The following is a 17,267-nucleotide window of genomic DNA, read 5'->3' as shown; positions in this document are numbered from 1 at the left end:
CTCAGGTAGCAGCGTTTGTATGGTAACGACGGAAGTTCTCGAAGACGCCACCGCCCGGCGGGCGCGGGTGGCTATTGCCTTGTTTTTCTTTGTATCAGGCTTCGGGTTTTCCACCTGGGCCTCCCGGATTCCCACCATCCAACACCAGTTGGGGCTCGATGAGGCCGAGCTGGGCGGGGTGTTGCTGGCCCTGCCGACTGGCCTCATGCTCACGCTCCCCGTTACGGGCTGGCTGCATCAGCGCTTCAGCAGCCGGCAGGTGATGATGGCGGGCGCGGTGCTGTACAATGTGGCGCTGGCACTGCTGGGCTTCGCGCAGCAAACCTGGCAATTGGTGGCGCTGCTGTTTTGCTTTGGCTCGTCCCGGAACCTGCTCAACATCTCCGTTAATGCGCAGTCGGTGAGCGTGCAGAAGCTGTATTCGCGCTCCATTATTGCCAGCTTTCATGGGGTGTGGAGCGTGGCGGGCTTTGCGGCAGCGGCTGTAAGCGCCGCCCTGGTGCCAGCCGGTGTCATGCCCACCTATCACTTTCTGGCCGTAGCGGTGGTGCTGACCGGCGTAGCCATGTACTTCTTCCCCACCACGCTGGACGTGGCACCCGTTGCCACCGAGCGGCGCGCCGGTTTCGCCCTGCCCGATAAAGCGTTGCTGAAATTCGGGGTTATTGCGTTTGCCTGCATGGCCTGCGAAGGCACCATGTACGACTGGAGCGGCATCTATTTTCAGAAGGCCGTGCACGTGCCCAAGGAAACGGCCACCATCGGCTATGCCGTGTACATGGTGGCCATGACTGTTGCCCGCTTCACCGGCGACTCGCTGGCCAACCGCTTCGGCGTGAAACCCATTCTGCACTACAGCGGCCTGCTCATGACGGTGGGGCTGGGTTTGGCGGCGCTGTTTCCGGTGCCGCTGGTAGCGGGCCTGGGGTTTGTGCTGGTGGGCCTGGGTGTGTCGTGCGTGGTGCCGATGGTATTTGCCATGGCGGGCCGCACCTCGGCGCTTAGCTCCGGCACTGCCATTGCCTCGGTTTCCACGGTGGGCTATTTCGGGTTTCTGCTGGTACCGCCGCTGGTGGGCTTCGTAGCCGAAGCGGCCAGTTTGCGCTGGTCGTTTGGGCTGGTAGCACTGCTAGGAGCCGTAGTGGTAGTGCTGGTACGGCGGGTGAATGGGTGAGTGAGTGATTGGATGAGAGGGTGAAGGGATGATTGGATGGCAAACGGCCCAGCGTATAGTGGCCAATTCACTCACCCAATCATCCCTTCATCCAATCACCCTCTCACCCAATCCCCCAATCCCCCACTCCCGAGGCAACGGTTTTATCTTGTGCGGCATCTGAGGAAGTTGTAGCCTTTCACTTTCCAAACGCAGCCTTATGAAATCCTTCGCTCTTCTTTCGGTTCTGGCCACTACCGCGCTGGTTGGCTTATCTGCCTGTTCTTCCGTAGCCCAGCAGCAGCGGTCGGTTGGTTCTTTTCAGATGGTGAAAGCCAGCGGCGCCATCAACCTGTACGTGCGCCAGGGCCCCACCACCAAAGTGGAAGTTGATGCCGACGAAGACGTGCTGGAGTCGGTGAAAACCGAGGTACGCGGCAACACGCTCACCATCTACCGCGACAAGAACTTCTCGCTCACTGGAATGCTGCGCAGCAAAACCGTGAAAGTGTACATCACCACGCCGCAGCTGGCCGGCATTGAGGTGAGCGGCGCTTCCGACGTGAAAGGCGAAACCCCTATTTCCGCCGATGATTTCCGCATTCAGGCCAGCGGCGCTTCCGACGTAACGCTCACGCTCAACGCCAAATCGTTGACTACCAACGCCAGCGGTGCCTCCGACATCCGCCTCGATGGCCGCGTGGAGCGCCAGCAGGTAGACATCAGCGGCAGCAGCGACTACCGCGCCTCCGACCTGCGCAGCCGCAAAGCCAGCGTGCAAGCTTCCGGCGCCTCCGATGCCTACGTGTACGTAGACGACGAGCTACAAGCCCGCAGCTCCGGCGCCAGCGACGTGCACAACAAAGGCCGCGCCCGCGTCAGCCGTTAGGCTCCGGCACTCCTCAAATCGAATGCAGAAAGTGCTAGCTTGATGGCGGCCTTTCTGCTTTTTCGTTTTGTAGCCTTATGTCCTCTACTACTTATTCCCTCGACTGCGGCAAACTTCAGATATTGGATTTGGATGCCAATGAATATGGCAGCTTCATTGCGCTGATGAGCAATATGGAAGTCTGGACGAACAGACTCCAACTGGCGTTACCGCACCAGTTTCGCTATGGTTTTATCCGAAAGTTAGATAATAAGCGGTTCCTGCTAATCGGAGAACAAGTAGGCAGCACATCAGACACCGGCCATATTTTCGACTATACCGGCCGCCAGCTTCTATCCTTTGATGCCGGTAGATACATTGCTGACGTATTGGTGCAAGCCAACCGGATTGTGGTTTCCTACTTCGATCAAGCGGCAGGTCAACTACCACCTAGTAATTACGGGCTTACTGTATTCGATTTCGGCGGGCGGCAAGTTTTCGGCCATAACTCTGATGTAAATGGCTTTATCTTGGACTGCTATTGCATGTGCAAACTGGGTAACGATTCTATTTTAGCGTACACCTACACTGACTTCCCCCTTCGCGAGCTTCGCCTTACCGATTACCAGCTAAAGCAACAATCCACTCCTACTGACTTTAAGGGAGCACACGCTTTAACTTCTGACCGGGGCAACGTCGTTTTCTACTCTTCCTACGAGGATAAAACGAGCTTCTTTTGGTGGAACAGAAAAGACAAGGTGCAACGCTTCGGGCATTACATACAAATTGGCCCGATTCGAGGCATTGGCAACGGTAAGTTCCTGACGTATAACGCCAATAGCTTCAGCATCCTAGATGCCATGGAAATTATGCGTGAGGAGAGCCAAAACAAACACAATTAATTGTATTATAGCATCTTAACCTATATCTACACAAAAGAACCCTCCGGTTAGCCCATCCACCGCCGCAAGTGTATGAAGCCAGATTTCTACGCCGTGCACCCGGCCTTACGGCCCTTTGTGAGCCACATAATGGTGGTGCAAGTGCAGCTGGCTGGCCCGGCTTACAGCCGGGTGGCGCCATTTCCGCCCACACCGCAGCACAGCCTCAACTTCTACCCCGCCGACGCCACCAAAAGCCGCCAGGGCAAGCAGCCGTTTGCTGAGCTGCCCGCCTGCACTATCGTGGGGCCGCAAACCACCAAGGTGGAGCTGGCTATGGGCCCGCAGCACCGGTTTGTGACGGTGGCGTTTCATCCGGGCGGGCTGTTTCAGCTGCTGCGGGTGCCTATGCACGAGCTGCTCGATGTGCCCCTGAATGCAGCCGACATCCTGGGCCGGGACATCAGCGAGGTGAGTGAGCAACTGAAAGCGGCCAGCCATTCGCTGGAAATGAAGGGCATTGTGGAAGCCTACTTACTGCGCAAAATGAAGCCCGCGGCCAGCAGCCCGTTTGTGCAAGCGGCCCGCCTGATGATGAGTGGCAGCACGCTCTCCACCATAGACCAGGCGGCGGCCTTTGCCTGCCTGAGCACCAGGCAGTTCGAACGCAAAGCCAAAGAAGTGCTGGGCTATTCGCCCCGGCTTTTTGCCAGAATTATCCGGTTCTCGAAGGCGTACCGCTTAAAGCTAAACCAGCCGGACACCACCTGGACTGCCATTAGCTACCAGTGCGGCTACTACGACCAGATGCATCTGATTCGGGACTTCAAGGAATTCACCGCTACCACTCCCACAATAGTAGCGCAGGAAATGCGGCATTCGCCCCTCAAGGTGCAGGACGATTTGCGCATGTAGGATGTCGGGTTCGTACTATTATTGGGTGGCGGCAGCTTTTACCTTCGCCGGGTACCAACACCACTCCCGACGATGAAAACCCTACTGGCAACCAGCTTGCTTTTGTTAGCCGCCACTGCGGCTTCGGCCCAGCTAGATACCGTGAGCTACCCCCAGGAGCGGCAGGCAATCCGGGCTATGCTGCACGGCCCCGGCGGCCCCGAAAGAGTGTCATGCCCCAATGATATAGTAGCCGTGGGCGCGAAAGGCGACATTTCCTATTCGGTGCAGCAATGGAAAGGGGTGCAGACCAAGGAAAAGCTGGTTTTTAAAAGCGTGAAGCCCGTGCCCGGCACCGAAATCATTCGGATATACGGCGGCACCTCGGCCGTAGTGAACTGGCTGGCCGATGTGCAGCTGAACGTAAACGGGCGCGACGTGGCCCTGAAAGTGCGCCGGCTAGAGGTGTTCATCAAGAAGGACACGGGGTGGTGCCGGGTGGCAGGCCAGGGCACAGAGGTAGACGAAAAAATGCACCCCATCAGCCACTAGGCAGTTTGTTACAGCGCCCGTTACGGGCGTTGTGCACACCGGTAGCTACTCCCAATCACCAAGCAGGCGGCGCAGCAAAATGATCTGACCGGTGTGGTAAGCGTTGTGGTCGGCAATGAGCAGGGCTTCGCGCAGCAGGGTTTGGCCGGTGCCGTGCGCAAACGGCACCAGCAACTCCTTGGATTCGTCGTGCAATAGCGCCACAAACTTTGCTTGGTCGTGGCGGATGGCGGCTAGCGTGGCCTGCCAGCCGGCTTCGTCCACGGTAGCATCCGGGGCGGGCCAGTATCCCGCGGGCCACTCCGGCGACTCGTGCGCGGGGTTGCAACTGAACTCCAGAATATCGAGCTGGGCAATGCGCAGGTGCTCGGCTAGCTGCCAGATGGTGTAGGGCAAGCCGGGGGCCTTTTCATTCAGCAAGGCAACGGGCACGTCGGCGCAGGCCTGCTTGAACGTGACGTGGGCATTGGCTTCGGTCAGCAGGCTGACGAGTTCCTTGACTAGTGCGGCGCGGGTTTTCTGGTCCATGGCGAAAGTAAGCAAGTGCGTTTAGCTGAGTACGGACTGGCTTGCCAAAAGGCCGTACCCGAACAAGCCTTCGTACCTTTGCACTCTTTGTTGCAGCCCGGCGGCGGGCCGCTGTTGTTTACTTGGCCGGTTGGCTTCGCGCATGCTCCATCGTCACTTTCTCGTGCATAAACCCTACGGCTACCTCAGCCAGTTTATGAGTAATAACCCCAGCGAAGCCCGCAAAAAGCGTTTTCTGGGCGAGTTGCACGACTTTCCGGAAGGCACGATGTCGGTGGGGCGGCTCGACGAGGAAAGTGAAGGCCTACTGCTGCTCACCACCGATGGCCGCGTGAGCGAGTTAATCCGCCGCAAAGACGTGGAGAAGGAATATTACGCGCAGGTAGACGGCCTCATCACCGACGAAGCCGTGGCGCAGTTGCAGCAAGGCGTGGAAATCGGGTTGCCCGAGGGCAAGTACCAGACGCTACCCTGTACCGCCTACCGCCTGCCCACCGCTCCTACCCTGCCGCCCCGCGCCCGCCGCATCCGCTCCGATAGGCATGGCCCCACCAGTTGGGTGAGCATTACCGTTACGGAAGGCAAATTCCGGCAGGTGCGCAAGATGACGGCCGCCGTGGGCTTCCCCACCTTACGGCTGGTGCGCGTGCGTATCGGCAGCCTTCACCTCCACGACTTAGAATCCGGCGAGGTGCGGGAAGTAGACGGTTTTAGTGCCTAGTTGGTTTTTAGTGCTTGGTTGTTGGTTTTTAGTGCTTCGTGCATAGAGAGTCGCGCCTGATAAGGTTTCGTTTGGAGTACAGCAGAACAACCTAAGCACCAACAACCTAAGCACCAAGCACCAACAACCAAACACTAAAAACCAACTAGGCACTAAAAACCAACCAAGCTATTCAGGTATACTTCCAGCATAGTGTAGCCGCTGGCGTTGGTTTTGGCGCGGTCGGCGGGGTCTTTGGGGTTGAGGCGCTGCCGGGTCTCCCAGGCGTCGGGCATACCGTCGTGGTCGGTATCAGCAGGCGCTGCGGTTGACTTCAGCACCGGCCACGCCTTCCGCGACACCTCATAGGGCGTGCCGTGCGGGTAGCCGCCTTGCACATCAATAAAGCCTCCGGTACGGTTGACCACGTTGCGGATGATGCGCTGGTCGAGGGTGTCGCGCTTGGGCAGGCTGGCGCCTACGTGCTGGAGCACCGCCTTGTACGCCTCGGCGGCGGTTTGGGTAGCTACGGGCGCTATGTTGAATGCACTGTTGGCTTGGGCTTGCACGGTATCGGCGGCGGTGCCGCCCTGCATGGTTACGCCGCGCCAGTTGTGGCGGGTCACGTCGGCGCTGGCATCCACGTAGTTACCGCTCAGGTAGAACTTGCCGTAGGGCAGCGGGTTGGAGCCTTTTTCCAGCTTATAGGGGTTCAGCACCCGCGTCTTCACGCTTTCCTTGGTGTTCGGGCCGTGCTTGTAGTAGTTGCCCACGATGTTGTAGTTGCCGCCTTCCCCGGCATACACGTTGTTTTCGCCCCAGTTGTAGATGACGTTGTTGCGGAAATCCACGTTCTCAAACCCGGCCGGGTGCGTGTAGCGGCTGCCGTTGAAGCGGGGCGTGCGGCTGTTGCAGTGGGCAAACAAATTGTGGTGCATAGTAGCGCGCTGCCCGCCCCAAATACCACCGTAGCCGTGCCGCTCGAAGTCTTTGTCGCCGGTTTCGAAGTGGTAGGAATAGTTGAGCGGCTCACTCATCATGTTCCACTGCAAAGTGGTACTGTCGCCCTCATACACCGAAAAGCACTCGTCCGTCGACCAACTCATGGTGCAATGGTCGATAATGAGGCTATTGTTGCGCGTGCCACCAAAGGCATCGTCGCCCCCGCCGCCATCCACCTGGCCTTTGTTCTGGTTTTTGTCGCCCATCCGGAAGCGTACAAACCGGATGATGACATTGGAGGCCTTCACGCTCACCGGGTAATCAGCCAGGCAAATACCATCACCAGGGGCGGTTTGCCCGGCAATGGTGGTGTTGCTTTTGCTGATGGTCAGCGGCGAAGACAGGTGAATAGTACCCGACACCCGAAACACCACCGTTCGCGCCGGGGCGGTTTTGGTGAGGGCGTAGCGCAAACTGCCGGGCTGGTTGTCGTCGGTGAGGTTGGTGACTTCGAACACCGTAGTGGGCACCGCGGCAGTACCACGCCCGCCGCTCGTGAAGCGCCCCGCCCCTTCGGCCCCCGGAAACGCCAGTGGCGGCACGGCTGCTGGTCTGGCCCCCATTACAGCTAAGGCGCCCACACAGGCGAACAGCACGGTGGCGTAAGTGGCGCGGCCCAGACCACTAGGCGGAAATAGTAAGCGCATAAGACGAAAAGCGAAACGAGCTGAACAAGAGAAGCCAAGGCCAAGGCACTGCCCAACCCGACCACAACAGACCGATATTACCGAAACGCCCGAGCCAGGATGCACCCCCACCTATATTTCTTTGTGCAATCGTTGCCGGTAACGTTGCCAGCCAGCCGCCACCGCCGAATTTTAGTTGCGCCAGCAACCTTATTCGCTGTTAACTGGTCCTCCCAACGGTGGAGCTAGCAAGCAACCACGGCTGGCACCTTTAGCAATGCTCCGGCTACTCGTATTCGGCCACTTATGTGTGCCAGTATTTCACTTACCTTTCAGGATTATAGCGGAAGCCTAGGGGCTGAAAGCCAGATATTTTAGCTTATTCGATGAAGTATTTTCTTTTTTCCTGCTTATTGATTGTATCTCACCTGGCAATGGCCCGCGTGCCGATGGAACCACTGCAAATTGCCCGGCAATTTGTGGATACCGACGGCTGGCCCCAAATGAAGGAATATCTGTGCTGCGAGGCGCAGCAGCAAGCCAAAAACCAGACCCTCGGCCAACAGATACCACACAACCTGCAACGTAGCTGCGAGCTGCTTCAGCAAGGCGACAGCACGGCCGTAGTAGCCGTAGAGCTGCGCGACTCCGTGAGCCGCAACGACTTTTATCTGCATTTCGCTAAGGAAGCCGACGCGTGGAAGCTACAAGCCATCCGGAGCCTGGCCATGACCCAACTCGGCCCGCCCATGCTGAAGTTGCTGACGGCCATGCCCGAAACCGAAATAGCCCAGTACAACCAGAAGCATCCCGACGCCGACCACGCCTTCACCGTGGGCAACCTCCGCCTCTGGATTGGTTCCGACGCCGACGTAATCAACCACTTCACCAGCCATCAGGCCGGTTTCCAAAAGGTGGTACGGCTTGTGCAGACCCGGCAGTATTTCACGGCCACCGACAGCATTGCCGGCGAGCAAGCCGCCAACACCGACCCAGAGGTAAAGAATTTACTGCGTAAGCTTTACATCGGCCGCATCACCCAGCACGAAACCAACTGCGACTCCTGCATTGAATTCATTATCGGGGGGCGGGTTGACAACACCGTGGGGTTGTTGTATCAGCCCAAACCGGCAGAAGTACCCGCCATGGACCCCGACCGGCTGATAGTAGTGCGGCCCATTACCAAAGGCTGGTATCTATACAAAACCACCCGTGGCAATCTTTAGCTAGTAGCTGATAGCTATTGGCTGATGGTTTTCCCTGGGTTCCTCGAAAAAAGCTAACAGTTAGTAGCTTAGGGCGGTTTCAGGGTCGGTGCACAGGTTGCTCCCGCCCCTATGCCGGCGCTTTTTCACCGAGTCCGTTCGACGACGGGCGGGGGCCAGCCCCTACCTTCAAAACCGCTCTAGTAACTGGCTGCCGTCTTTGAGTTGCACACCCGAGAGCTTGCGGCGCAGGCTCTCATGGAGCAGAAAAAATAGGCGCTCGGCGGCTAAGTCGTAGTTCAGGCCCTCAGGGCGGATGTTGGACACGCAGTTGCGAGCTTCGTCGGTGAGGCCGGGCCGGGGGCCGTAGGTGAAATAGGCCCCCAGGCTGCGCGGCGAGCTAAGGCCGGGCCGCTCCCCAATCAAAACCAGACTCAGTTGGGCTCCCAGCGCCTCTCCTACTTCGTCGCCGATGGCTACGCGGGCTTGGGTGGCTACCACCAAGGGCGCAAGTTGCAGCCCTGCCTCGTGCAGCTTAGGCAGCAGCCGCTGCAACAGCGGCACCGCGTGCTCGTTTACCGCCGCCGCCGACAATCCATCTGCCAGAATAACAGCCAAGTCAACCTCTCGAAGCAACTGATTTTTCAGCAGCGCACTACTTTCCTCGTGCAGGAGCCGGCCCAAATCAGGGCGCTGCAAATACTCCTGCCGGTCGTGGGCCTGGCTTTTCACCTCACACACGGGCACGTTTAGGCGCGCTACTTCTGGCAGCAGCTTTTCCGTTTCTAGCACCGAATACACGGCGTCGCGGGCGTGGGCATGGGCCAACCGGAATGCCAGTGCTTCTCGTAGCGGCACACTAGTACCGGTGCGGCCCAGGGCAATACGGGCAGCGGTGTGCGCCTTCAGTGTTGCCCACGGGTCGGGGGCGGGGCGCTCAGGTGGGGTTGAGGAAGGTAAGTCGGCCATGACTGAGGCTTATCCGGTAGTGAATGGCAGTAGGGCTGCTAGTTACTTTCTTGTGGCCGTTTATTCAACAAGTTCAGTAACACACCATTGGTCCACCCGAAGCCGTCTTGCAGCGGATACTCGCCGCCCCCGGCCGGCAGGTGCGTATCCATGACGTTGTATTTCTCCAGCAGCTTGCCGGTTTGCTGAAACACGCGGGAATTGAGCCGTACCCACCGCGCCGCAATGGTATCGGCGAGGGGCTGCTGGCGGTAACGGTTCAGGCCTTGCACAGCCAGGTACTGCAAAGGCGCCCAGGCATTGGGTGCGTCCCATTGCTGGCCGCTGTTTTTGAGCGTGGTCAGCAGACCGCCGTCTTTCAGAAAATCAGCTTTGAGGCCTTTGGCTACCCGGCTGGCTTGGGTGGGAGTAGCTACGCCGAAAGCCAGCGGAAACACGCCGGCCAGCGTCCGGATGGCGGCGGGCCGGCGCTGGGTGAGGTCGTAGTCGGTGTACCAGCTGGCCGCTTCGTTCCAGCAATAGCGCTGAATGGCTTTGCTGCGTTTTTCCACCTTTTGCTGCCAGGCAGCCGCTTCGGCACGTTGGCCCTGGGTGCTGTACGAGCGGGCAATGGTTTGTTCCAAGGTCAGAAGCAGGCAATTCAAATCGACGGGGGCCAGCTCGGTGGTACGGATGGAGGCCAGCGTACCGGCCGGCCCAAACCAACGAGTGCTGAAGTCCCAGCCGGACGCGGCGGCGGCCCGAATGTCGCGGTAGAGTTGGGCGGCACGTTTGCTGCCGCGCGCTGCCTCCACATCCTTGATGTACGACTCTTCGCGGGGCAGCGTGCTGTCGTCCCAGTAGCGGTTGAGCAGTTCGCCCCCGGCCAGGCGCGCCACCCGGCGCGTGGCAGTACCGGGCTTCAATGAGTCGGCGCCGGCCATCCAGTAGGCGTACTCGCGTAGCAAGTACGGCTGGTAGCGCTGCAACACCGTGTCGCCCTGTTCTTCGGCCAGCAACTGCACCATCAAGGCAAAGAACGGCGGCTGCGAGCGGGTGAGGTAGTAGGTCCGGTTGCCGTTCGGGATAAAGCCGTAGCGGCCAATGAGGTAAGCAAAGTTGTCGGTCATGCTGCGCACTAAGTCGAGACGTTTAGCTTCGCGCAGGCCGAGCATCGTGAAGTACGAATCCCAGTAGTACACCTCCCGAAACCGCCCACCCGGCACCAGATACGGCCGAGGCAGCGGCAGCAACGACGAATACCGGCTCACCGAATCCTGGGGCTGGCGCCGCAACACCGTCCAGAGCGTATCGAGGTGGGCGCGCAGGCCGGCGCGCACGTTGCTGCGGTACGTGGCCGTGTCGGTGGTAGGTAGCCGAAACCGGGTTTGCACGAACTGCGTGAGGTTGAAACCAGGCTGAGCGCGCTGTTGCTGGTAGTCGGCCACAATCTGGGCCGGCGACTCGCGCGGGTTGCGCGGCACCATGTCCACAAACGTCTTGTTATCCGGAAAAACCTGGCCCGTTTGCACGGCTTCAAACAAGCCTGGGTATAGTTGCCGGGGCGTAGGTGGCAGTTGGGCAGCTACTGGCAGGCAGCAGCAACACAGAAAAAGCAGGAATACGTTTCGCACGGCGCAAAAGAATAGGTGGTGTACCCATGCGTACGAAACCCGGCCCTGCTGTGGCCAATTCCGCCACCGCCCCGTTCCGCTTACCCCCGACTAGTAACTGCAAACCAGCCTGACGCTACAGTTCCCGCTGCTGCTTGTGCAGCCATTCAAAAGCAGTAGCCACGTCTGAAAAGGTAACTACCAACGGCTTCCGAAAAGGCCGGGCGCTCAGGTCGGTGGTTTGTAGCTTGGGCGCGTTGCGCGGCAGCACCCAGGCCATGTACTGGAGCCCGGCGCCTTCCATATCGCGCAGCCACAGCTTGCCCCACTCCGGAAGCTCGGCCGTAGTATAGGTGATGTTGGAATTATCGTTGAGAATCTTGCTGCACGGCTGCATCCGCAGTGCTTCCACCATCAGCAAGCAAGTGGCGTACGACGTTTCGGGAGTGTGCTCGCCCTGCCAATCAACATACAGCCAATCATTGGTATCATCGTAAGAGATAGAAACGTTTTCATTAACAATAAGATAGCGTAACTGCATAAAACACGGTACTAGCTACCACCCAACGGGGCGGCAATTGAACTGCGGTAAAGATAAAGCGCTAGTTGATGTATATACACGATTAGGCATCATGTTTCTTCGCTGTTGATCTGCCAGAGCTGTTGTAAATATACCATAAACAGTATAATGCTTCTTCATTGGCTGCTTTGGCTTAAGCTGAACTGTAGTTTTTCTTGTGCTGCCATTCCACCAACTCAATAACTATTATGCCGTGCTTTAAGTAAGCAGGTACTGTATTTCAAAGCGCAGCTTCGATGGAAGAACAAGAACTAGCCAAGATAGAACACACTGGTAAGCAGCGGGTCGTGATTGTGGGCGGTGGTTTCGGGGGGCTGGAACTGGCCAAATCCCTGCGTAACGTTGACGTGCAAGTGGTGCTGGTAGACAAGCAGAACTACCACACCTTTCAGCCGCTGATGTACCAGGTTGCCACGGCAGGCCTGGAGGCCGCCGACATTGTGTCGCCGTTTCGGAAGATTCTGGAAGGGCAAGACAACTTGAGCTTCCGCATGGCCGAGGTGGTGTGCGTAAACACCGAAACGCAGGTAGTGGAAACTTCCATCGGCCTGATTCCCTACGATTTTCTGGTTGTTGCCACCGGCGCCACCACCAACTACTTCGGCGACGAGCAGATGGCCCGCCACGCCATTGCCATCAAGAGCGTGGAAGACGCCGTGGCACTGCGCAATACGGTGCTGTCGAACTTCGAGAAGGCCCTGCAAATCGGCGACGACGAACAGCTCAACAGCCTGCTCGACTTTGTGATTGTGGGCGGCGGACCCACCGGCGTAGAAGTGGCCGGCGCGCTGAGCGAGTTGCGCAAGCACGTTTTCCCGAAAGACTACCGCGAAATCGACTTCCGCCAGATGGACATTCACCTGATTCAGAGCGGCGACGTGCTACTGAAGGGCATGTCGGCGGAAGCGTCGCAGAAGGCCCTGGAATACTTGCAGAAGTTTGGGGTGAACGTGATGCTGGAACGCCGGGTGAAGTCGTACGACGGCTACACCGTGACGCTGAACACCGGCGAGAAGCTAATTACCCGCACGCTCATTTGGGCGGCCGGGGTGGCGGGTGCTCCTATTGATGGCATCCGGCCGGAGAGTTTGCGCAAGGGCGGCCGCTACGAAGTGAATGCCCACAACCAAGTGGCCGGCTACTCCAACATCTTCGCTGTTGGCGACATTGCCGCCATGCTCAGTCCTGAGTACCCCGAGGGGCACCCCATGGTAGCGCAACCTGCCATTCAGCAAGGCCGGCTACTGGCCAGTAACCTGGAGCGCCTCATCCGGAAACAGCCCCTCCAGCCATTCCACTACGACGACAAAGGCGCTATGGCCACCATCGGCCGCAACCACGCCGTAGCCGACGTGAAACTACTGGGCAAGGAGTGGAAAACACAGGGCTTTTTTGCCTGGGTGATGTGGGCCCTCGTGCACGTAATTGCCTTGGTGGAATTCCGTAACCGCCTCACCGTCTTTGCCAACTGGATGTGGAACTACTTCAGCCAGAATACGGGCCTGCGCTACATCATGGGCGGCCGGCGCGAGCCAATACCCACACCCAAGGCAAGTGAACCGGCCAGTTGAGCCCCAGGCCTCAGGGCGCAAGCAGCCATGTAACTAGCTCAGTGGCTGATCGTGGGGTTGCTTCTGCTGCACAAAAGAGGGCTGCACAAACAGGTGCCGGATATCCGGGTACCGTTCCCGGATGGTAGCATCGAGTTGGCTGATGGCTTCGGTGAGTTCGGTGGCTGATAATTTCGGCTGAAACTCCACGCGCAGCACCAGCAGAATTTCGTGCGGGCTCAGGTACGATGATAGAGGCGCGGCCACGGCTACTACGGCGGCATCGGCGGTTACCAAGGCTTCCACTTCCTGCAAGAGGCCGGCTTCGGCGGGCTCCCCAAGCAGCAGGCTTTTGTTTTCGCGTAGCAGCAAGCCCGCCACTACCAGCAGAATAAGGCCAATAGCCAGTGACGCCACGCCATCGAGGGCCGGGTTCTGCAATTGATGGCTCAGAAACACCCCCAAGAATGCCACAATCAGCCCCATCAAATCGGCGGCATCTTCGAAGAGCACCACGAAAATAGAAGGGTCTTTGCTGCCTCGGAAAGCGGCCCAAAAGCTGCGTCCGTTGCGCTGGGCATTAAACGTGCGGCGCGCCACCAGAAACGAAGCCCCGTCGAAGAGGAAAGCCAGCCCCAGCACCACGTAATTCCAAGTGGGGTTTTCCAGCGGCGTGGGGTGCCGCAGGTGTTCAATGCCTTCGTAGATGGAAATGCCGCCGCCAATGGCAAAGATGCAAACGGCCACAATAAACGACCAGAAATACAGCTCTTTACCGTACCCGAACGGCCGCCCGGCGTGGGCCGGCTGCTGGCTTTTGCGCAAGCCCAGCAGCAACAGAAACTCGTTGGCTGTATCCACCACCGAGTGAATACCCTCGGCCAGCATGGCCGAGCTGCCCGTGAAACCCGCCGCCACAAACTTGATAACGGCAATGGCCAGATTGGCTGCCAGCGCCGCTATAATGGCAACTTTGGAAGCCGGTGGCTCGGCGGCAGGAACAGGAGCGTTGGACACAGAACAGAGAAAATACAGAAAACGAAAAGCCGGAAACGGTTGACCCGCTTCCGGCTAGTACGGCTTTCCTCGGCAGAAGGCTGCTAAGGCGCTGCTTGCTGCTCCCACACCGGGCCTGCCCTACACGGCACGGGCTAATAGCTGCCCCGCACGGCGGGCGGCCCGACTAGCGCCCGAAGTCGTCCTGCACGCGCACAATATCGTCTTCGTCCGATGGGTTGGTGGCGTCGGTGTGCTGCCAGATTTCGGCCAGCACGCCCCAGGTAGCCAAGCCCACCAGGCGGTGCCGCTCCCCCTGCTTGAGGGTTACCAACTCGCCGGGCTCATACACCCGCACTTCGCCTTCGTCGTCGGTGGTGCTGGTTACCACGCCTACCGGCCCTTGCAGCACTTTCCAGACCTCGGCCCGGCGGTGGTGGTACTGCCACGACAGCCGCTTTTGAGGTGCTACAATCAGGATTTTGGGGCTCAGCTTGCCGGCCAGCCGCAGGTCGTCTACGGCCAGGCCTTCGAAATACGTGTCGGCAAAAGCGGGTGCCTGCGTTTCGTCAATCACGAAAAACCCACCCCACGGCCGGGTTTGGTCCTGCTTATCAATAGAGAACCCCAGTTGGGTTAGGCGCTGCTCCATGTCTTTAAACAGCTTTTGCTTTTGATCTTCGCTACTCATACGCTGGTTGATGATGTGATGAAGGCACTACTGCACGTGGCGTGTCTCACCTTGCCAGTGCCAAAAGTACGTATCCTGCCTGAATGAACAGTTCAGCTCGCCTACAGAACCCCGCGGTTAAGCGCATTTCTTACCATTGAGGTGGGCACACCAAGTGTCTGCGTGGCTGCTTGTTACGCCTGGGCCTCCAGCAGTGGCAGCTCAATAAAGAAAGTGGTGCCTTGTTTTTCGGCGCTTTTACATCGGATGCGCCCGCCGTGCAATTCCACGATGGTATGGATGATGGACATGCCCAGGCCGGTGCTTTTTTCGCCGCGTAGGCCGGGGCGGCGGGCCTTCGTGAATTTGTCGAACAGGCCTTCCTGCAATTCTTCCGGAATGCCTATGCCGTCGTCGGCTACCGTCACCAGAATGTGGCCCGGCTGCTCGCTTAGCCCTACCCGGATGTGCCCGCCGGCCGGCGTAAATTTTATAGCATTGCCCACCAAGTTGTTGAGCACCTGCATGAACTTGTTTTCGTCGATGCTGGCGTAGATGGCCGGCGCCGAGGTTTCGAGGGTGAACACCTGCTCTAGGCGTGTTTGCGTCCGCCGGTAGTTATCTACCATAATACCCACGCGCTCCACCATGTTCACCCGCTCGCGCTTCAGCTCCACATTCGACGATTCGAGAAACTCGTTGTCCACGAAATCATGAATCAAATCGGTGCTTTCGCGGCACGTGGTGGTGATAATCCGAATCAGTTCGTGCAGCCGTGGGTCGGGGTAGGTTTGGAGCTGTTCTCGTAGCTGCTCGGTTAGGGTTTGCATTAGGCGCAGCGGCCCGGCCAGGTCGTGCGAGAGGATTTCGAGGATGGAATTCTTCTTGGTATTGAATTTGGCAGCGTTCTGGTGGGTAGCCTTTTCGGCGGTAATGTCGTCGATGAAGCCGGTGATGGTGCGGGTGCCATCGGGGGCCTGGTACCGTACCGCGCGCACGCACAGCCACTGCACCAACCCAGCATCGGAAACCAGCCGCACTTGAATGTCTTCGCGCAATAGCCCTGCTTCCAGCCGCTCAAGGCAGTCGGCGGCGTAGTCTTGGTCATCGGGGTGCAGGCGTGCCAGCAGGCCCGGCAGCTCGTCGTTTACCTGGCCGGAGTTGCCCCCAAATACTTTCTCGTAAGCGGCATTCACATACGTAACGGAGCGGAGGGCTACGTTGTAAACGAAGAAAACAGAAGGTATTTCTTCAATCAGATGCTGAAAATCAACAACGGGAGCAGGCATCGCCAATGAAAGAAGGAGAAGAAAGTAGAAACAGTATGTGCCACTAAAGTAGAGCTTGCGAGTGTGGCAAGAACGGCACCGGCAGCAGTGAAGTTACTATAGTATAGTATTAAATCTGATGGTCACTAAACAGGTAAGCATTCTGCAAACTCAACACGGATAGCTACCAAGCAACCAGCCACCACGCAACAAGTTGCACGAGGCTACTATTTCGTTAGCCCCAGCGGTTGTCCGGTTGCTGTTTTACCGATGTTATTATACTTAAACAAGTTTCAGTTACAATATACCTACAAATAGGTATTGACATAGCCTTACCTATATATTACTTTCGGTTGTACGCCATGCCTTATCATTCAAGGAATTAGGCGTGCATCAGCTCCTTTTCTTACACACCTATTGCTACCCTTGTTGTCCGTTGATGCTTCTTCTTTAGTGCATCCAGCATCCTTATACCCCACTTAATTATGAACTCTGCCAGCTGTTTTGGTAACGCGTCGGTGCTGGTGGCGGCACCGCCTTCTTTGCATCGTCAGGGGTTGTTGGCCACCCTGCACGACCAATGGCCCAGCCTTACCTTTAGTGTTACCGCCGACGCTAGCATGCTAGAGCCGCTGCTTCGGCAACAGCCTTACGCCCTGCTGGTGCTGGATAGTACCTTGGCTGGGCCGTCGTTGGTTGCCTTGTTTCAGCGCCTGCGGAGCGTCCGGAGTTGTCAGCCCATTTTGGTTATTGCCAGCCAGCGCCTCTCACCAGCCCTAAAGCAGTACCTACTCCAGCCTGACACCAACGCCCTGCTGCCGTACAACGCCACTCCGACTACGGTGGTTACTACGGTTATGGCGCTGCTCAGCGGCGCAGCTGGTGGTACTCTCACCCATCCGGCTGCTCGCCGAAGCTTTTCTCCTCCCACCCCCTTCAGCCAACGCGAGGTGGAAGTGCTACGCCTGATAGTGTCCGACCTCTGCAACCAGGAAATAGCCGACCATTTATGCTTGAGCGTGCGCACTGTGGAAAGCCACCGGCGGGCTCTGTTGCAGAAAGCGGGTGCCAAAACCTTGGTGGGACTGGTAGTGCAAGCCGTGCGCGAAGGCTGGGTAGGAGTGGCTTGAGAAGTTCGGCAAAGGCTTGCCTGTAGTCTTATCGTACTGCCCATAAAACCAACGGCCCCGTTTTGGCAATTGCCAAACGGGGCCGTTTCTGGTACGTGTAGGC

General features: G+C 58.2%; 17 protein-coding genes. 9 read left to right on the top strand and 8 right to left on the bottom strand.

Translation table 11 applies throughout. From position 1 onward, the window contains the following. Positions 1 to 19: 19 nt before the first annotated feature. The 5 genes from J0X19_RS02775 (at position 20) to J0X19_RS02755 (ending at position 4,348) form a co-directional block, all read left to right on the top strand. Positions 20 to 1,174, top strand: a complete 1,155-nt coding sequence (locus J0X19_RS02775) for an MFS transporter (RefSeq protein WP_206980756.1) — start codon at positions 20 to 22, stop codon at positions 1,172 to 1,174. A gap of 199 nt (positions 1,175 to 1,373) precedes the next feature. Next, a complete protein-coding gene (locus tag J0X19_RS02770; RefSeq protein WP_206980753.1) occupies positions 1,374 to 2,042 on the top strand; it encodes a head GIN domain-containing protein in 669 nt (222 codons plus the stop codon). A gap of 77 nt (positions 2,043 to 2,119) precedes the next feature. Further along, positions 2,120 to 2,923 (top strand): hypothetical protein, encoded by an 804-nt coding sequence (locus J0X19_RS02765; protein WP_206980751.1) that lies wholly within the window; start codon positions 2,120 to 2,122, stop codon positions 2,921 to 2,923. Positions 2,924 to 2,995: 72 nt separating this feature from the next. Beyond that, entirely contained in the window at positions 2,996 to 3,817 is an 822-nt protein-coding gene (locus J0X19_RS02760; RefSeq protein ID WP_206980749.1) for a helix-turn-helix domain-containing protein, read from the top strand. Positions 3,818 to 3,889: 72 nt separating this feature from the next. Further along, the gene (locus J0X19_RS02755; RefSeq protein WP_206980746.1) at positions 3,890 to 4,348 is read left to right on the top strand and encodes a hypothetical protein; all 459 of its coding nucleotides are present in this window, start codon (positions 3,890 to 3,892) and stop codon (positions 4,346 to 4,348) included. A gap of 45 nt (positions 4,349 to 4,393) precedes the next feature. Here the strand turns inward: J0X19_RS02755 and J0X19_RS02750 are convergent, their stop codons facing one another. Further along, positions 4,394 to 4,891 carry a DinB family protein gene (locus tag J0X19_RS02750; protein WP_242581914.1) on the bottom strand — a complete coding sequence of 166 codons (498 nt, stop codon included), beginning with the start codon at positions 4,889 to 4,891 and terminating at the stop codon, positions 4,394 to 4,396. Positions 4,892 to 5,039: 148 nt separating this feature from the next. On the opposite strand from J0X19_RS02750, the gene J0X19_RS02745 reads away from it, so the two are divergent. Next, positions 5,040 to 5,597, top strand: a complete 558-nt coding sequence (locus J0X19_RS02745; RefSeq protein ID WP_317194739.1) for a pseudouridine synthase — start codon at positions 5,040 to 5,042, stop codon at positions 5,595 to 5,597. A 152-nt stretch (positions 5,598 to 5,749) separates the two neighbouring features. Here the strand turns inward: J0X19_RS02745 and J0X19_RS02740 are convergent, their stop codons facing one another. Continuing rightward, a complete protein-coding gene (locus J0X19_RS02740; RefSeq protein WP_242581912.1) occupies positions 5,750 to 7,225 on the bottom strand; it encodes a pectate lyase family protein in 1,476 nt (491 codons plus the stop codon). A 428-nt stretch (positions 7,226 to 7,653) separates the two neighbouring features. Here J0X19_RS02740 and J0X19_RS02735 point away from each other — a divergent pair, with 428 nt between their 5' ends. Then, the gene (locus J0X19_RS02735; RefSeq protein ID WP_206980734.1) at positions 7,654 to 8,430 is read left to right on the top strand and encodes a hypothetical protein; all 777 of its coding nucleotides are present in this window, start codon (positions 7,654 to 7,656) and stop codon (positions 8,428 to 8,430) included. A gap of 168 nt (positions 8,431 to 8,598) precedes the next feature. Here J0X19_RS02735 and eutC read toward each other — a convergent pair whose 3' ends face one another. The 3 genes from eutC to J0X19_RS02720 all read right to left on the bottom strand — a co-directional run bounded on the left by eutC (position 8,599) and on the right by J0X19_RS02720 (position 11,511). Then, a complete protein-coding gene (gene eutC / locus J0X19_RS02730; protein ID WP_206980732.1) occupies positions 8,599 to 9,378 on the bottom strand; it encodes an ethanolamine ammonia-lyase subunit EutC in 780 nt (259 codons plus the stop codon). Between the two features lie 38 nt (positions 9,379 to 9,416). Continuing rightward, complete coding sequence (treF, locus tag J0X19_RS02725; RefSeq protein ID WP_317194738.1) at positions 9,417 to 10,991, bottom strand: alpha,alpha-trehalase TreF; 1,575 nt, start codon at positions 10,989 to 10,991, stop codon at positions 9,417 to 9,419. Between the two features lie 115 nt (positions 10,992 to 11,106). Beyond that, positions 11,107 to 11,511, bottom strand: coding sequence for a hypothetical protein (locus tag J0X19_RS02720; RefSeq protein WP_206980723.1), 405 nt, complete (start codon positions 11,509 to 11,511; stop codon positions 11,107 to 11,109). 275 nt (positions 11,512 to 11,786) lie between these two features. Here J0X19_RS02720 and J0X19_RS02715 point away from each other — a divergent pair, with 275 nt between their 5' ends. Then, entirely contained in the window at positions 11,787 to 13,121 is a 1,335-nt protein-coding gene (locus J0X19_RS02715; protein WP_206980721.1) for an NAD(P)/FAD-dependent oxidoreductase, read from the top strand. A 33-nt stretch (positions 13,122 to 13,154) separates the two neighbouring features. Here J0X19_RS02715 and J0X19_RS02710 read toward each other — a convergent pair whose 3' ends face one another. The 3 genes from J0X19_RS02710 to J0X19_RS02700 form a co-directional block, all read right to left on the bottom strand. Further along, positions 13,155 to 14,117 (bottom strand): cation diffusion facilitator family transporter, encoded by a 963-nt coding sequence (locus J0X19_RS02710; protein WP_206980720.1) that lies wholly within the window; start codon positions 14,115 to 14,117, stop codon positions 13,155 to 13,157. Between the two features lie 166 nt (positions 14,118 to 14,283). Continuing rightward, complete coding sequence (locus J0X19_RS02705; protein ID WP_206980719.1) at positions 14,284 to 14,787, bottom strand: cupin domain-containing protein; 504 nt, start codon at positions 14,785 to 14,787, stop codon at positions 14,284 to 14,286. Between the two features lie 173 nt (positions 14,788 to 14,960). After that, on the bottom strand, positions 14,961 to 16,055 hold the full coding sequence (locus J0X19_RS02700) for a sensor histidine kinase (protein ID WP_206980718.1): 1,095 nt from the start codon (positions 16,053 to 16,055) through the stop codon (positions 14,961 to 14,963). A gap of 464 nt (positions 16,056 to 16,519) precedes the next feature. Here J0X19_RS02700 and J0X19_RS02695 point away from each other — a divergent pair, with 464 nt between their 5' ends. Next, complete coding sequence (locus J0X19_RS02695; protein WP_206980715.1) at positions 16,520 to 17,164, top strand: LuxR C-terminal-related transcriptional regulator; 645 nt, start codon at positions 16,520 to 16,522, stop codon at positions 17,162 to 17,164. Positions 17,165 to 17,267 lie beyond the last annotated feature (103 nt).

This window comes from Hymenobacter telluris (assembly GCF_017313265.1).
GTDB lineage: Bacteria > Bacteroidota > Bacteroidia > Cytophagales > Hymenobacteraceae > Hymenobacter > Hymenobacter telluris.
Note: the sequence above shows the minus strand (reverse complement) of the source record. Positions and strands in the feature narration are given on the sequence as shown.

Excerpts from the sequence above, each read along its gene's own strand:
- J0X19_RS02775 (WP_206980756.1), top strand. The coding sequence starts at position 20 with ATGGTAACGACGGAAGTTCTCGAAGACGCCACCGCCCGGCGGGCGCGG.
- J0X19_RS02760 (WP_206980749.1), top strand. The coding sequence starts at position 2,996 with ATGAAGCCAGATTTCTACGCCGTGCACCCGGCCTTACGGCCCTTTGTG.
- J0X19_RS02740 (WP_242581912.1), bottom strand. The coding sequence starts at position 7,225 with ATGCGCTTACTATTTCCGCCTAGTGGTCTGGGCCGCGCCACTTACGCC.
- J0X19_RS02700 (WP_206980718.1), bottom strand. The coding sequence starts at position 16,055 with ATGCCTGCTCCCGTTGTTGATTTTCAGCATCTGATTGAAGAAATACCT.
- J0X19_RS02720 (WP_206980723.1), bottom strand. The coding sequence starts at position 11,511 with ATGCAGTTACGCTATCTTATTGTTAATGAAAACGTTTCTATCTCTTAC.
- J0X19_RS02770 (WP_206980753.1), top strand. The coding sequence starts at position 1,374 with ATGAAATCCTTCGCTCTTCTTTCGGTTCTGGCCACTACCGCGCTGGTT.
- J0X19_RS02715 (WP_206980721.1), top strand. The coding sequence starts at position 11,787 with ATGGAAGAACAAGAACTAGCCAAGATAGAACACACTGGTAAGCAGCGG.
- J0X19_RS02755 (WP_206980746.1), top strand. The coding sequence starts at position 3,890 with ATGAAAACCCTACTGGCAACCAGCTTGCTTTTGTTAGCCGCCACTGCG.
- eutC (WP_206980732.1), bottom strand. The coding sequence starts at position 9,378 with ATGGCCGACTTACCTTCCTCAACCCCACCTGAGCGCCCCGCCCCCGAC.
- J0X19_RS02735 (WP_206980734.1), top strand. The coding sequence starts at position 7,654 with ATGGAACCACTGCAAATTGCCCGGCAATTTGTGGATACCGACGGCTGG.
- J0X19_RS02695 (WP_206980715.1), top strand. The coding sequence starts at position 16,520 with ATGAACTCTGCCAGCTGTTTTGGTAACGCGTCGGTGCTGGTGGCGGCA.
- J0X19_RS02765 (WP_206980751.1), top strand. The coding sequence starts at position 2,120 with ATGTCCTCTACTACTTATTCCCTCGACTGCGGCAAACTTCAGATATTG.
- J0X19_RS02705 (WP_206980719.1), bottom strand. The coding sequence starts at position 14,787 with ATGAGTAGCGAAGATCAAAAGCAAAAGCTGTTTAAAGACATGGAGCAG.